A 15171-nucleotide genomic window follows, 5' to 3' on the forward strand; every position below is an offset into this window, starting at 1 on the left:
GCGGGTCGCGCGGCACTCAATCGGCGGAGAGGGGTGGACGCATGTCCGACAATTCGGTGACGGTCGCGGTCGCTTACCACAGTGGTTTCGGGCACACGGCCCGAATGGCGGACGCGGTGCGCGACGGGGCGGCGGAAGTCGCGGACACGGCCGCGGTCGTGATCGCCGTGGACACGATCACCGACGAGCAGTGGACCGTTTTGGACGCGGCCGAGGCGATCATCTTCGGCTCGCCGACCTACATGGGCGCGGCCAGCCCGGCGTTCCACACCTTCGCCTACGACTCCAGCAAGCGGTGGGTGGCCCAGGCCTGGGCGGGCAAGATCGCCGCCGGGTTCACCAACTCCGGCTCCAAGGGCGGGGACAAGCTGCACACCCTGCACTACTTCACGCTGCTCGCCGCCCAGCACGGGATGCACTGGGTGAACCTGGGCCTGATGCCCGGCTGGAACACCAGCACCGCGTCGGAGAACGACCTCAACCGCCTCGGCGTCTGGCTCGGCGCGACCGCCCAGTCCAATGGCGACGAGGGCCCGGAGCTGGTGCACAAGTCCGACCTGCTCACCGCGGCGCACCTGGGCAAACGGGTGGCCGAGCACGCCCACCTGCTGCGTAGGGGACGACTGCGGTGAACCGCGGGCCGGGCGTTGTGCTCCGCCGGTGGCGGGGCGCGGCCCGGGCCGCGTCCGGAATGCCCGGCCGTGACCGGGAGTGGCGGCTGGCGGGCGCTTCGCGCGGGGACACCTCCCGCGCGGTCGCCTGACCAGTCTGGGGGTGACCCCGGCCGGGACGACCCGGCCGGGGTCCGCCAGACCGTTGACGCGCGGGGTTTACGCACCTGCTTGCCGGAACGTGTCGCCGCGGCTTCCTGGTGATCGGCCTGCGCGCGTTTCCCCTCAGCCGACCAGGCCCCGGCGCAGCGCGTCGAGCTGGTCGGCGACCATCCGCTGGGACACCGCGGCGTGCGCGACGCCGATGGAGGCGTGGAAGGTGCCGGGGTAGTGCGCCACCTCGGTCGGCACGCCCGCCTGGATCAGCCGGTGGGCGTACGACAGGCCCTCGTCGCGCAGCGGGTCGAACTCGCACGCGGTGACGAACGCGGGCGGCAGTCCACTCAGGTCGGTCGCCCGCGCGGGCGCCGCGTACGGCGACACCTTGCCGCCGGACCCGCGCAGGTAGTGCTTCCAGCTCAGCGCCAGGTTGCGCCGGTCGAGCATGGGGGTGTCCACGAACGTCCGCGCCGACACCGTCGCCAACCGGTCGTCCAGCTCGGGGAACAGCAGGCACTGGAAGCGCACCGGCGGCCCGCCCCGGTCGCGGGCCAGCAGCGCCAGCGCCGCGGCCAGCCCGCCGCCCGCGCTGAGCCCGCCGACCCCGACGCGCCGCGGATCGACGCCCAGCTCGTCGGCGTTGTCGACCGTCCACTCCAGCGCCGCGTAGCAGTCGTCCAGCCCGGCCGGGAACGGGTGCTCCGGCGCGAGGCGGTAGTCCGGGGAGACCACCAGGACGCCGAGCAGGTCCGCGATCCGCAGCGAGGACGTGCGCGCGGTGTCCAGGTCTCCGGTCACGAACCCGCCCCAGTGCGGGTAGACCAGCGCGGGCAGCGGCCAGTAGCGCCGCTCCGGCTGGTAGAGCCGCACAGTCACCGGCCCGGGAATCACCCGGTCGGTGACCGAGACCGGCCCGCACGGCTGGTAGGCGGGCTGCCGGGCCATCACCGCGCGCAGCGTCGCCCGCGCCGCCTCGGGGTCGGCGTAGTCGACCGGCGCCATCCGCGGGGCGAATGGGGCCAGCTCGGGGTCGAACGCGTACGTCATGCCGGGCCTCTCTCGGTTGTCCGCCGCCAGCTCAGGACGCGCCGCTGGGGGCCGCCGGGCAGGCGCGCCACGCCGCTGAGCGTGAGCCGGTCCCCGTCGAGCATGAGGTCGCGGACCTGCCGGGTGCCGACCATGTGCGGGTGGGAGCTGACCGCGACCTCGTGCGCCACCTGCCCGTCCACCAGCGACCACGTGCCCGCGTAGCCCATGAACCCGTGCGGCTCGGCGCGCATCATGCTCACCGACATGAGCCCGCACGCGTGGTAGAGCAGCAGCCCGTCGGGGTCCTCGCCCAGCGGGCCGGTGCTCGTCGCGCCGTCGGCGGCCACGTCGTGGTAGGACACCAGCCGCCACCCGCCGACCAGGTCGCCCGGCGTCATGGTCGGCTCGGCAGGCTCGACACGACCATGCGCGACATGGTGAACGCGGCGCCCTGCCCGAACAGCCGGTTCCGCTCCCGGCTCGCGTCGTCGAGGAAGCGCTGCGGCGTGGGCGCGCCAGCGAGCGGGTCGAAGTAGTGGTTCGCCGCCGGGGTCAGCCGCACCAGGCCGGTGGCGGACCGGCCGGGCAGCGCGCCGTCGAGAATGGTGAACATGCCCATCCCGCAGGTGAGCTGGCGCGGCGCGACCCGCTCCTCGACCCCGCCGTGGTCGAGCATCAGGTGCTCGCGGCCGGGCAGTCGTTGGCCGATCTTGTCCACCCGGAAGACCTCGCGGCCGTCGAGCACCCACCTGGCCAAACCTGCGGCCCGGTCGTAGGCGATGGTGAACTCGTGCTCCTGCCCGGGGACGCGGCGCGCGACCGGGATCGTGTAGAGGAACGCCGCGTAGTTGTGCTGCGGCGTGCGCAGGTGCGGCAGACGTTCGTAGAAGGCGTAGACCCGCTCGTCGGTGACGAAGAAGTCGAAGACGACGTCGGTCTCCGGGTCCTGCACCGGCATCCCCACCGACGCCAGCCGCAGGTCGTCGGCGTGGTCGGCGACCTGCCCGCCGAACGGGTGCGCCGCCGTGCCGTAGGACCGGCCGGAGATCGTGGCCGAGCAGGACAGCTCCTGCCCGGGAACCGCGTCGAACCCCGCGAACCCGGTGGTGGCCCGGTGGTTGGTGTAGGCCAGCCACTTGACGTGGTCGAGCCCGCCGGGCAAACCACTGGGATCGGCCTGCCCCAGCGTCTTGGTGAACGCGGGCTTCCCAGTGCCGGGGTTCACCCCGGGCGCGACCACCCGCAACCCGCGCCGCGAGGTCGACACCCGCCCGTCGTCGGCGACGAACGGGCCAATCGTCAGATGGGACCACTTAGCGTCCGGGCCGGTCGCGGAGAACCCGGCGGAGAAGTCGTCCCACACGATCCGGTACGGCTGGGGCGTCCTCGGCCCGTCCGCCGCCGAGACAGCGGGCGGAATCGCCGCGCCCAGCGCGACGGCCAGCCCGGCCGCGGTGAGCGCGCACTGCTTGAGTCTCATGTCAGCGCCTTCCCAGGTGACCGGGCGCCCTCCGGCGCGGCCGGTCCGGATGCGAGCAGTTCATCGACCAGCGACGTGGAGTGCTCCGCCGCCGCGAACTTCGGGTGGGCGAGCACATCGCCGAGAAAGTCCTGTGTAGTGCGCAGCCGCGGTCCGCGCACCCGGAACTCGGCCAGCGCGTGCCGCATCCGGGTGATGGCCTCGGCCCGGTCCGGCGCCCACACCACGAGCTTGGCCAGCAGCGAGTCGTAGTTCGGGGGGACCACGTAACCCGGGTACACGTGGGTGTCCACGCGGACGAACGGTCCGCCCGCGGGCACGAACTCCTCGACCAGCCCCGGCGTCGGCGCGAACCCCGCTTCCGGGTCCTCGGCGTTGACCCGGCACTCGATCGCCACCCCGCGCGGCCGGATGTCCTCCTGGCGCACGGTGAGCCGCGCGCCCGCGGCGACCTTGATCTGCTCGGCCACCAGATCGATCCCGGTCGTCATCTCCGTGACCGGGTGCTCGACCTGGATGCGGCAGTTGACCTCCATGAAGTAGTAGCGGCCGTCCGGGGCGAGCAGGAACTCGAAGGTGCCGACGCCGACGTACCCGGCCGCCACCGCGCCCGCCACCGCCGAGCGGCCCATCCGCTCGGCCAGGCCGTCCGGCAGCGCGGGGGCGGGGCTTTCCTCGATGAGCTTCTGGTGCCTGCGCTGCACCGTGCAGTCCCGCTCGCCGAGGTGCACGGCGTTGCCGTGGCCGTCGCAGAGCACCTGGATCTCCACGTGCCGGGTCTGGCTCAGGTACTTCTCCACATACACCCGGCCGTCGCCGAAGAGGACCTGGGCGGTGGCCTGGGTGCGCCGGAAGTCGTCGGCGAAGCGGGCCGGGTCGGTCACCACGGTCATGCCGCGCCCGCCGCCGCCCGCCGCCGCCTTGATGATCACCGGGAACCCGATGCGCCGGGCCAGGTCCCCGGCCGCGTCGACGTCGAGCGGGTCGAGGCCGCCGGGCAGCAGCGGCAGGCCCGCGCGGGTCATCAGCGCCCGCGCGGAGGTCTTGTCGCCCAGTTCGGCGAGCACCGCGGCGGGCGGACCGATGAGGGTGACCCCCGCGGCCTCGCAGGCGTCGGCGAAGTCGGGCGACTCGGACAGGAAGCCGTAGCCGGGGTGGATCGCGTCCGCGCCGCACTGGTCCGCGGCCTGCAACACCGCCGCCGCGTTGAGGTAGCTGCGGCCGGGCTGCGCCGGTCCGATGTGGACGGCCTCGTCGGCGAGGCGCACCACCGCGGAATCACGGTCCGCTGTGGAATAGACCGCGACCGAGGGCACGCCGAGCTGCTTGCACGCGCGGGCGACCCGGACGGCGATCTCGCCGCGGTTGGCGATCAGGATCTTCTGGAACATCGGGATTCCTCGCTGGATGGCCTGCTCAGGCGGATCGGCGTTCGCGGATGGCGAGCAGCTCGGCTTCGACGGTGATGGCGGCGCCGAACTGGCGGAAGCGAGCCCGCCGGTCCGCGCTCAGCTCACACCCGGTCAGCGCGGACAACCGGCCCAGCTCGCCGAGCACGGCGGCGCGCAGCAGGTCCGCGGCGCGCACCGGGTCCGCGCCGACCCCGCCCGCCGGTTCGGGCAGCACCCCGTCGGCAACGCCGAGCCGCAGCAGCTCCCGGGAGTTGAGCCGCAGCGCCTGCGCCGCGCGCGGTGCCGCGGCCGGGTCCTTCCAGATGATCGCCGCGCACCCCTCCGGGCTGATCACCGAGTACACGCTGTCGGAGAACATCAGCACCCGGTTCGCCACCGCGAGCGCGAGCGCCCCGCCGCTGCCGCCCTCGCCGATGATCACGCTGACCACCGGCACCGACAGCGTCGCCATCAGCCGCAGGTTCTCCGCGATGGCCACCGCCTGCCCGCGTTCTTCGGCGTCCGCGCCGGGGTACGCGCCCGGGGTGTCCACCAGGGTCACGATCGGCAGCCCGAGCTTGTCGGCCAGCCGCATCAGCCGGGCCGACTTGCGGTAGCCCGCGGGCGAGGCCATGCCGAAGTCGCGCTGGACCAGCTCGGCCGGGGTGTGGCCCTTCTGTGTGGCCAGCACCAGCACCGGCCTGCCGCCGAGCCGGGCCAAGCCGCCGACCAGCGCCCGGCACTCGCCGGACACCCGGTCCCCGTGCAGCTCCTGGAAGTCGGTGAACGCCAGCCCGAGGTAGTCCAGCGCGGTGGGCCGGGCCAGGTCCCGCGCCTTGGCCACCTGGCTCCACGGGTCGCTCTCCGGCAGCCGCTCCGGGTCGGTGACCACAACGGACTCGACGGACTCGATGGACTCCGCATCGATTGCCCGGGGGCGGGCCGTGCCCGCGCGCAGCAGCTTGCCCAGCTCGGCGCGCAGCCGCGACCTGGGCACGATCATGTCGAGGAAACCGCGCGCCAGCAGGAACTCCGCGGTCTGGAAGTCCGGCGGGAGCACCTGGTGGATGGTCTGCTCGATGACCCGGCGACCCGCGAACCCCAGCCGCGCGCCCGGCTCGGCGATGAGCACGTCGGCCAGGGTCGCGAACGAGGCGGCGACCCCGCCGAAGGTCGGGTCGGCGATGACCGAGACCGACAGCACGCCCGCCTTGTCGAGTTCGGCCAGCGCCGCGCTCGTCTTCGCCATCTGCATCAGCGAGAGCGCGCCCTCCTGCATCCGCGCGCCGCCCGAGGAGGTCACCAGCACCAGCGGCGTGCGCTCGGCGATGGCGGTCTCGATCGCCAGGGTGATCAGCTCGCCCACGGCGACGCCGAGACTGCCGCCGAGGAAGCGGAAATCCAGCACCGCGATGATGGCCGGTGAGTCCTCGATGGACGCCCGCGCGCACAGCACGGCCTCCCGCATCCCGGTGCGCGCCTGGGCTTTGGCGAGCCGGTCCGGGTAGGCGACGGTGTCGGTGAACTCCAGCGGGTCGGGATTGCGCACGTCGAAGGACAGCAGCTCGTACCGGCCGCCGTCGGCGAGCTGGTCAAGTCGTTCGCGGGCCGACACCGGCCGGTGCAGCCCGCATTCGGGGCACACGTGCAGGTTCCTGGCCATCCGCTTGCCGTAGACCGGCGCCCGGCAGCCCGAGCACAGCACCCAGTCCGTGGTCGACGTCATCGTGTTCCCCTCGGTGGTCAGGTGGTTCCGGCGGCTCACAGCGCGATCACCTCGTGGGAGTACGCGGTGGCCGCCGACTCGAACTGCAGGCCCTGGTGCCCGGCCAGGGAGTTCACGTCCCGCCAGAAGCGCTGCACCGGGTTGCCGGTGGTCTGGCCCGTGGTGCCCATGCCGCGCATGAGCCGGTTCACCACGGTGATCAGCATGTCGGTGGCCTGCGCGCAGTCCCGCCAGTTCCGCATCGTCAGATACGGGGTCACCGCGCGGCCGAGATCGGCGACCTCGGACGCGCGTTCGAGCAGCAACTCGGCGGCGTCGATCTCGGCTGCGGTGCGGGCCAGCGTCACGTCGTGCGAGGTGCGGTTGAACCGGGGCATCCCGGGCAGCGGCGCCGCGGTCACCCGCGCCGCCGCGGCGATCTTGGGCGTGATGTGCCTGGTCCAGCCCGCGAACGCGCCCTTGGCCGCGCCCAGCGCCGGGGTGACGAACATCAGCGTGGTCGCCTGCATCGGCAGCGCGTGGCACGCGGCGGTCGAGTCGACCGCGCGCCCGGCGAACAGGTCGTCGCGGCGCAGCGTGCGCGCCTCGGGCACGAAGACGTCCTCGACGATGACCGTGTTGCTGCCGGTGGCGGCCATCCCGACGTTGTGCCAGGTGTCGACCGTCCGCCAGGCCGAGCGCGGCACCGCGAACACGCGCGGCTCCGGCCCGTCGTCGCGGGCCACGTTCGCGGCCAGCAGCGCCCACTCGGCGTGGTCGATCGCGCTGACGAACGGCCACTGCCCGTCGAGCCGGTAGCCGCCCGCGACCGGCTCGGCCGTGCCCAGCGGGGTCAGCGACCCGACCACGAGCACGTCCGGCCCGTCCGCCCAGATTTCCCGGTACCCCTCTGCGGGCAGGTGCGCGGCCATCCGGGACACGTGCGCGGCGAGCGAGGCGCACCACGCCGTCGCCGCGCAGCCTTCGCCGAGGGCGCTGACGGCCCTGGTCAGCTCAAGGAACGAGCCCAGGCTCCCGCCGCACTCGACGGGCACGAAGTGGCGGGCGAACCCGGCGGCGACGACCGCCTTCACCACGTCCGGGTCGAGTCGGCGGTTGCGCTCGGCTGCTGGCGCGGCCTCCGCCGCGGCGACCGCGACGTCGCGGGCCGCCGACACCAAGGGGGTCGGGCTCGGCTGGTGGTCCATCTCGGTTCGCTCCTCGGGCAGTTCGCGGGTCAGGTGAGGGCGAACGCTGGCGGGGTTCGGTCGAACGCCGCTCGACGGCCACTCGAAGCGAGGCGGGCGCGGACCGCGACCGGCGTTCGAGCACCGTTCGAGTCCGCGTCTTCAGCCTTGCCCGATGCGAAAGGCCGAGCGTGGCACGTGCCCGCATTCGAGGAGGTCAGCGATGTTCCGTCCAACCGGTTCGCACCAGGGAAGCGGTGCGTTGTGAGCCGCCGCGTCGTGATCACCGGAATAGGCGTGCGGACGGCGGGCGGAAACAGCACCAAGGAGTTCTGGAATCTGCTGACCTCCGGTTTGTCCGCCACTCGAAGAATCTCGTTCTTCGACCCGTCCCCTTATCGGTCGCAGGTCGCCGCGGAGGCCGACTTCGACCCCGTCCACGAGGGACTGTCCCCCTTGGAGATCCGCCGGATGGACCGGGCGTCGCAGTTCGCGGTCGTCTGCGCGCGGGAAGCGGTCGCCGACAGCGGGCTGGCGTTCGACGCCGTCGACCCCAGCCGGGTCGGGGTGAGCCTGGGCAGCGCGGTCGCGGCCGCGACCAGCCTGGAACAGGAGTACTTGGTGCTCTCCGACAGCGGCCGCGACTGGCTGGTCGACCCGGCCAACCTCTCGCCGCACATGTTCGACTACCTCGTCCCGAGCGTCATGCCCGCCGAGGTGGCCTGGACGGTCGGGGCGCAGGGCCCGGTCACCATGGTGTCCAACGGCTGCACCTCCGGCCTGGACTCGGTCGGGCACGCCTGCCAGCTCATCCGCGAGGGCAGCGCCGAGGTGATGCTCGCCGGGGCGTCGGACACCCCGATCACGCCGATCGTGGTGTCCTGTTTCGACGCGATCAAGGCCACCACTCCGCGCAACGACGACCCCGAGCACGCCTCGCGGCCCTTCGACCGCTCGCGCACCGGGTTCGTCCTCGCCGAGGGCGCGGCGATGTTCGTCCTGGAGGACTACGACCGCGCCCGCCGCCGGGGCGCGCGCGTCTACGCGGAGATCTCCGGCTACGCCACGCGCTGCAACGCCTACCACATGACCGGGCTGAAAACCGATGGCCGCGAGATGGCCGAGGCGATCCGGGTGGCCCTGGCGGAGTCGCGGACCGACGCGACCGCGGTCGACTACATCAACGCGCACGGCTCCGGCACCCGGCAGAACGACCGCCACGAGACCGCCGCCTACAAGCGCAGCCTCGGCGAGCACGCCTACCGGACCCCGGTCAGCTCCATCAAGTCGATGGTCGGGCACTCGCTCGGCGCCATCGGCTCGATCGAGATCGCCGCGTCCGCGCTGGCCATCGAGCACGGCGTGGTGCCGCCCACGGCGAACCTGCGCGAGGCCGACCCGGAATGCGACCTGGACTACGTGCCGCTGACCGCCCGCGAGCAGCGGGTGGACACGGTGCTGACCGTGGGCAGCGGATTCGGCGGCTTCCAGAGCGCGATGATCCTGCGCCGCCCGACAGGAGGAGTGCGACCATGAGCGAGCTTGCGAGTGAATCATTGACACAGTGCGTCGGCGTGCGGGGACACCGAACTTGTGAGGTGGCCCGATGAACGCCCCTGTGGTGACGGGCATCGGAGTGGTGGCGCCCAACGGTTTCGGGGTGGAGCGATACTGGGAGGCGGTGCTCGAAGGGCGCTGCGGCATCAAACCGATCACCCGCTTCGACGCCTCCCGGTATCCCGCGCGGCTCGCCGGTCAGATTCCGGATTTCCGCGCGGCGGACCATTTGCCGAGCAGGCTGCTGCCGCAGACCGACATCTCGACCCAGCTCGCGCTCGTCGCGGCCGACTGGGCGCTGCTCGACGCCAAGATCGAGCCGGGCGCGTTCGCCGACTACGACATGGGCGTGGTCACCTCGAACGCCTGCGGCGGGTTCGAGTTCACCCACCGCGAGTTCAAGAAACTGTGGTCGCAGGGGCCGAAAGCGGTCAGCGTCTACGAGTCCTTCGCCTGGTTCTACGCGGTGAACACCGGCCAGATCTCCATCCGCAACGAGCTGCGCGGGCCCAGCAGCGCGCTGGTCGCCGAGCAGGCGGGCGGGCTCGACGCGATCGGCCACGCCCGCCGCACGATCGCGCGCGGCACGCCGATGGTCGTCACCGGCGGCGTCGACTCGGCGCTGGACCCGTGGGCCTGGGCCGCGCAGATCGCGAGCGGGCGGGTGTCCCGCTCGACCGACCCGCGACGGGCGTATCTCCCGTTCGACGCCGCCGCCGAGGGCTATGTGCCGGGCGAGGGCGGGGCGATCCTCGTGCTCGAAGCGGCCGAAGCGGCCAGAGCCCGTGGCGCGCACCAGGTTTACGGCGAGATCGCGGGTTACGCGGCCACGTTCGACCCGCCGCCGGGCAGTGGCCCGTCCGCGCTGCGGCGGGCCGTGGAGCTGGCCCTGACCGACGCGGGTATGCGTCCGGACGAGATCGACGTCGTGTTCGCCGACGCCGCGGGCGTCGCCGACCTCGACCGCGCCGAGGCCGAGGCGATCAGCGCGGTGTTCGGGGCGGGCGCGGTGCCCGTCACCGCGCCGAAAGCGCTGACCGGGCGGCTCTACTCCGGCGGCGGCCCGGTCGACGTCGCCGCCGCTCTATTGTCCATTCGGGACGGTGTCGTTCCACCAACCGCGGGCACGGTCGACGTACCCGAGGACTACCGGATCGACCTCGTCCTCGGCGCGCCGCGCGCCGGGCGGGTGTCGTCCGCGCTCGTGCTCGCCCGCGGCAAATGGGGCTTCAACGCCGCCGTCGTCGTCCGTGAAGCGACTGTCTGACAACAAGAAGGGGGATTTCATCATGACCACGATGACCACAGAGGACCTGCGCCGGGTGCTGATCGACTGCGCGGGGGAGACGGAGCGGGACGTGCTCTCCGGCGACATCGCCGACGTCGAGTTCGATGAGCTGGGCTACGACTCGCTCGCGCTGATGGAGACCGCCGCGCGCATCGCGCAGGACTACGGCGTGCAGATCCCCGACGAGCGGATCGTCGAGCTGCGCACCCCGCGGGAAGTGCTGGAGCTGGTGAACAACTCGCTCGCCCAGCGGTGAAACCCGTCAACAGCAACGGAAAGGACCGGGCCGAATGTCGGAATCCAGACAGCGGCACATGATTCACTCACTGGCGGTCGACGCCCCAGCCGCGAAGGTCTACGACCTCGTCGCCCAGGTCGCCCGGTGGCCGGTGATCTTCGAGCCGACCGTGCACGTGCGGCACCTGGACCGCGGCCCGGGGGTCGAGCGGTTCCAGATTTGGGCGCTGGTCAACGGGACGGTGAAGAACTGGACCTCGCGGCGGACCTTGGACGAGTCGAACCTCACCATCGCCTTCGAGCAGGAGCGCAGCCAGGCGCCCGTGGTGTCGATGGGCGGACGGTGGTCGTTTCGCCCCACCGGCGACGGCCGCACGGAAGTGGTGCTGGAGCACTATTTCACCGCGACCGACTCGGACGCGGTCGCCGCGGCCGTCGACCACAACAGCGGCAAGGAACTGGCCGCGCTCCGCCGCGTCGCCGAGCAGCCGCACCCGACCGACGAGCTGGTGTTCACCTTCACCGACCGGGTCGCGCTCGACGGCACGGCGAAGGCGGCCTACCGGTTCGTCAACGACTCCGGCCGCTGGCCGCAGCGGCTGCCGCACGTCGGGCGGGTCGCGCTGCGCGAGGACGAGCCCGGCGTGCAGGACATGGAGATGGACACCGTGACCAGCGACGGCGGCAAGCACACCACCCGCTCCATCCGGCTGTGCTTCCCGCCCGAGCGCATCGTCTACAAGCAATTGGTGCCACCGGCCCTGCTCACTGGGCACGCGGGCGCCTGGGACTTCGCCGATGGCCCGGACGGCGCGCACGCGGTCGCCACGCACACGGTGGCGATCAACCCCGCGGCCATCGCGTCCGTGCTCGGCCCGCACAGCACCGTCGATGACGCGCGGACGTTTCTACGCACCGCGCTCGGCGCCAACAGCCGCGCGACGCTGGCCCACGCGGCGGGTTCCGCGGAACGGGGGTCGCCGTGCTGACGCGCGCGAGTCTCGACGCGACGCCGGTCGAGGTGGCCGACGGCGTCTTCGCCTACACGCAGCCCCCCGGCGGCTGGTGCGTCAGCAACGCGGGCGTGATCGCGGGCCGCGACGGCGCGGTCGTCGTGGACACCCTCGCCACCCAGCGGCGGGCGCGTCGGCTGCGCGAGTTCGTGGACGGCCTGCCGGTCGGGCCGCGCCGGACCGTGGTCAACACCCACCACCACGGCGACCACACCTTCGGCAACCAGGTGTTCGGCCCGGCGGCGGCGATCGTGGCGCACGAGCGGGCGGCCGAGGAGATGGCCGAGACCGGGCTGGCGCTGACCCAGCTGTGGCCGAGGGTCGAGTGGGGCGACGTGCGGGTCACCCTGCCCACAACCACTTTCACCGACCGGATCACCCTGGCCGTGGGCGACACCCGCGTCGAGCTGATCCACGTTGGCCCCGCGCACACCACCAACGACGTCGTGGCGTGGCTGCCGGAGTCCCGGGTGCTGTTCGCGGGCGACGTCGTGCTCGCGGGCTGCGCGCCGTTCAGCCTGATGGGGTCGGTCTCGGGCACGCTCGCCGCCATCGAGCGGCTGCGCGGCCTCGACCCGGCGACGGTGGTGTGCGGGCACGGGCCGGTGACCGGGCCGGAGGTGTTCGAGGAGAACGCCGCTTATTTCCGCTGGATCCAGCGCTGCGCGGCGACCGGCGTCGCGCAGCGCTGGACTCCGCTGCGCACCGCCCGGGAACTCGGCCTGGGCGAGTTCGCGCACCTGCTCGACCCGGAACGGGTGGTGGGAAACCTGCACCGCGCCTTCGCCGAGCATCACGGCGCCCCGGCGGGCGCGCCGATGGACGTCCCGCCGGTCTTCGGCGAGATGGTCGACTACAACGACGGGAAGCTGCCGACATGCCTGGCATAACCCACTTCCAGCCGGACGGGACGGCCCTGCGCCAGGTCATGGCGCGCGTCCCCACCGGCGTCGCGATCGTCACCACCCGCGACGCGCACGGCAACCACCACGGCATGACCGTTAACGCGTTCTGCCCGGTTTCGCTGGACCCGCCGCTGGTCCTGGTGTGCCTGGCCAAATCCGCGACCTGCTACGCCGCCTTCGCCGACAACGACCGGTTCGCCGTCAGCGTCCTGCACGAGCACCAGGCCGAGATCGGCAGGCGGTTCGGCAGCAAGAACGTCGACAAGTTCGGCCCCGGCGGGCTGGTCGGCACGCCCAGCGGCGGACTCGTCGTGGACGGCGCGCTGGCGACGCTGGAGTGCGTTGTGGACAGTCGCCACGACGCGGGCGACCACGTGATCACCGTGGGCGAGATCGCCCGCCTCACCCTCGCCGAGGGAGCACGCCCCGCGGTCTACTTCGACCGCGCCTTCACCACGGTGGGCCCGCCCGTGCCCGCCCCGGCCCAGGAGACGCCCCATGCGCCCGCCGATCACCGCTGACGACGACGCCCTGCGCGCCTACCTGGCCGACGCCGAGGTCCCGGCCCTGCTGATGACGGTCGCGCACCTCACCGGCGACCTGTCGGTGCTGCGCGCGGACCAGCGCGCGGCAGGCTGGCTTTTCCAGCCCCAGGGCGGGCTGACCGAGCGGCAGCAGGAGCGGGTGCGGGAACTCGCGTTCGCCGCCCTGGTCCGATTGCGCGACGGGGAGATCGACGTCCCGCCGCCGCCGGACCCCGAGACGCTGCGCGCGATCACGAGCTGGGCGATGGGCTCGGACACCGCGGACCTGCTGCCGCTGCTGGCCGAGGAGATCGTCCCCGCCGGGGCCGACCCGAAGGCGCCGAGGTGGACCAAGGCCGACCTCGCGCCGACGACCGACTTCGGCGTGGTCATTGTCGGCGCGGGGTTCAGCGGCCTGCTGGCCGGGCACCGGCTCGCGCAGGCTGGCGTGCCGTTCGTGATCTACGAGAAGAACCCGGACGTCGGCGGAACCTGGTTCGAGAACACCTATCCCGGCTGCCGGGTCGACGTGGCCAGCCACCTCTACAACTACTCGTTCGCCCCCAAGCTCGACTGGCCGGACCACTTCTGCGCCCAGGACGTGGTGCTGGACTACCTGCGCTCCTTCGCGAAGGAATCCGGGCTCACCGACGCGATCCGCTTCGGCGCCGAGGTGACCGGGATGGCTTGGGACGACACGGAATCCGTGTGGCGGGTCGATACCCGCGCCGCCGATGGCACGGTGGAATCGGTCGTCTGCCAGGCCGTGGTGACCGCGGTCGGGCAGCTGAACCGCCCGCGCCTGCCGGAGATCAGCGGCCGGGACAGCTTCACCGGCCCGGCGTTCCACTCCGCGGCCTGGGACCACTCGGTCGACCTCACTGGCAAGCGGGTCGCCGTGGTCGGCACCGGGGCCAGCGCGTTCCAGTTGATCCCGGAAATCGCCGACGTGGCAAGCGAACTGACTGTCTTCCAACGCAACCCGCCGTGGCTGCGCCCCACCCCGCACTACCGCGACCCGGTCCCGGCGGGCGCGCACTGGCTTTTCCGGCACGTGCCGTATTACGCGCGGTGGCACCGGTTCTGGCTGTTCGCCCCTGGTCTGCGCGGCGTCCTGGAGGGCTGGATCGTCGACCCCGACTACCCGCCGACCGAGCGCGCCGTGTCCGCCCTCAACGACCGGCTGCGGTCCACTTTGCTGGCGTCGATGCAGGCCCAACTCACCGACGCCCCGGACCTGCGCGAGCGGGTCATCCCGCGGTACCCGGTGGGCGCCAAGCGGGTCCTGCGCGACGACGGCCGCTGGCTGGCCACCCTCAAACGGGACGACGTGGAACTAGTCACCGCGCCGATAAAGCGCATCACCGAAACCGGAATCACCGCGGGCGACCGGGAGTTCCCCGCCGACGTCATCATCTACGCCACCGGCTTCGAGGCGTCCAAGTTCCTCACCCCGATGACCGTCACCGGCCGCGGCGGCACCGATCTGCACGGCATGTGGAACGGCGTCCCGCACGCCTACCTGGGCATCACCGTTCCCGGCTTCCCCAACCTGTTCTGCCTCTACGGCCCCAACACCAACCTCGTCGGCCAGGGCGGCAGCATCGTCTACTTCTCCGAATGCGCCGTCACCTACCTCACCGACGCCATCCGCCTGCTCCTGTCCACCGGCAAACGCGCCTTGGAAGTCCGCAAAGACATCCACGACGACTTCAGCGCCTGGGTCGACCAGGGCAACCGCACCCGAGCCTGGGGCTTCTCCACCGTCACCGGCTGGTACAACGAAGGCGGCCACAGCACCCCCAACTGGCCCTACTCCACCGACGAGTACTGGCGCCGCACCCACCGAGTCGACCCGACCGACTACCTCATCACATGAGCGTCGGCATCGTCGCGAAGCGCCTATCCGCGCAAAGCGTTTGGCGGACAGGCGAACGCGCCTTGCCTCTGGAACGGTGACCGACGATCGCGTGCGGGCGCCGGGCGCCCCGGACTGTCGGGGGGGGGGGGGGGGGGGGGGGGGGGGGGGTGCGGGGGGGGGGGGGGGGGGGGTGCGTTATGTGCCCTCCCGGCTACACCGCCAGG

General features: G+C 72.5%; 14 protein-coding genes. 8 read left to right on the plus strand and 6 right to left on the minus strand.

Annotated features, from left to right (window positions below):
* Positions 1–41 precede the first annotated feature (41 nt).
* Positions 42–632, plus strand: coding sequence for a flavodoxin family protein (locus tag ACZ6SD_RS01650; RefSeq protein ID WP_465314943.1), 591 nt, complete (start codon positions 42–44; stop codon positions 630–632).
* A 264-nt stretch (positions 633–896) separates the two neighbouring features.
* Here ACZ6SD_RS01650 and ACZ6SD_RS01655 read toward each other — a convergent pair whose 3' ends face one another.
* From ACZ6SD_RS01655 to ACZ6SD_RS01680, 6 genes are read right to left on the minus strand one after another with little or no spacing between them, the layout of a single operon-like run.
* The gene (locus ACZ6SD_RS01655; protein ID WP_465314944.1) at positions 897–1817 is read right to left on the minus strand and encodes an alpha/beta hydrolase; all 921 of its coding nucleotides are present in this window, start codon (positions 1815–1817) and stop codon (positions 897–899) included.
* A complete protein-coding gene (locus tag ACZ6SD_RS01660) occupies positions 1814–2197 on the minus strand; it encodes a lipocalin-like domain-containing protein (protein WP_465314945.1) in 384 nt (127 codons plus the stop codon). Before ACZ6SD_RS01660 ends, ACZ6SD_RS01655 begins: the two co-directional genes overlap by 4 nt.
* Positions 2194–3279 (minus strand): DUF6081 family protein, encoded by a 1086-nt coding sequence (locus tag ACZ6SD_RS01665; protein WP_465314946.1) that lies wholly within the window; start codon positions 3277–3279, stop codon positions 2194–2196. Before ACZ6SD_RS01665 ends, ACZ6SD_RS01660 begins: the two co-directional genes overlap by 4 nt.
* Positions 3276–4670, minus strand: coding sequence for an acetyl-CoA carboxylase biotin carboxylase subunit (locus tag ACZ6SD_RS01670; RefSeq protein WP_465314947.1), 1395 nt, complete (start codon positions 4668–4670; stop codon positions 3276–3278). The genes ACZ6SD_RS01665 and ACZ6SD_RS01670 overlap by 4 nt, the downstream gene beginning before the upstream one ends.
* Positions 4671–4695: 25 nt before the next feature.
* Positions 4696–6435, minus strand: coding sequence for an acetyl-CoA carboxylase, carboxyltransferase subunit beta (gene accD, locus ACZ6SD_RS01675; protein WP_465314948.1), 1740 nt, complete (start codon positions 6433–6435; stop codon positions 4696–4698).
* The gene (locus tag ACZ6SD_RS01680; protein WP_465314949.1) at positions 6432–7583 is read right to left on the minus strand and encodes an acyl-CoA dehydrogenase family protein; all 1152 of its coding nucleotides are present in this window, start codon (positions 7581–7583) and stop codon (positions 6432–6434) included. Before ACZ6SD_RS01680 ends, accD begins: the two co-directional genes overlap by 4 nt.
* Before the next feature lie 243 nt (positions 7584–7826).
* Between ACZ6SD_RS01680 and ACZ6SD_RS01685 the strand changes: the two genes are divergently transcribed.
* The 7 genes from ACZ6SD_RS01685 (at position 7827) to ACZ6SD_RS01715 (ending at position 14965) form a co-directional block, all read left to right on the plus strand.
* Positions 7827–9098, plus strand: a complete 1272-nt coding sequence (locus ACZ6SD_RS01685) for a beta-ketoacyl-[acyl-carrier-protein] synthase family protein (RefSeq protein ID WP_465314950.1) — start codon at positions 7827–7829, stop codon at positions 9096–9098.
* Between the two features lie 70 nt (positions 9099–9168).
* Positions 9169–10386, plus strand: coding sequence for a ketosynthase chain-length factor (locus ACZ6SD_RS01690; RefSeq protein WP_465314951.1), 1218 nt, complete (start codon positions 9169–9171; stop codon positions 10384–10386).
* Between the two features lie 31 nt (positions 10387–10417).
* Positions 10418–10663 carry an acyl carrier protein gene (locus tag ACZ6SD_RS01695; RefSeq protein ID WP_465314952.1) on the plus strand — a complete coding sequence of 82 codons (246 nt, stop codon included), beginning with the start codon at positions 10418–10420 and terminating at the stop codon, positions 10661–10663.
* Between the two features lie 58 nt (positions 10664–10721).
* Positions 10722–11633 (plus strand): aromatase/cyclase, encoded by a 912-nt coding sequence (locus ACZ6SD_RS01700; protein ID WP_465314953.1) that lies wholly within the window; start codon positions 10722–10724, stop codon positions 11631–11633.
* The gene (locus tag ACZ6SD_RS01705) at positions 11627–12547 is read left to right on the plus strand and encodes an MBL fold metallo-hydrolase (protein ID WP_465314954.1); all 921 of its coding nucleotides are present in this window, start codon (positions 11627–11629) and stop codon (positions 12545–12547) included. The genes ACZ6SD_RS01700 and ACZ6SD_RS01705 overlap by 7 nt, the downstream gene beginning before the upstream one ends.
* Positions 12535–13083, plus strand: a complete 549-nt coding sequence (locus tag ACZ6SD_RS01710; protein ID WP_465314955.1) for a flavin reductase family protein — start codon at positions 12535–12537, stop codon at positions 13081–13083. The genes ACZ6SD_RS01705 and ACZ6SD_RS01710 overlap by 13 nt, the downstream gene beginning before the upstream one ends.
* Complete coding sequence (locus tag ACZ6SD_RS01715; RefSeq protein ID WP_465314956.1) at positions 13061–14965, plus strand: flavin-containing monooxygenase; 1905 nt, start codon at positions 13061–13063, stop codon at positions 14963–14965. The genes ACZ6SD_RS01710 and ACZ6SD_RS01715 overlap by 23 nt, the downstream gene beginning before the upstream one ends.
* Positions 14966–15171 lie beyond the last annotated feature (206 nt).

The organism is Actinokineospora sp. NPDC051303 (genome assembly GCF_055586285.1).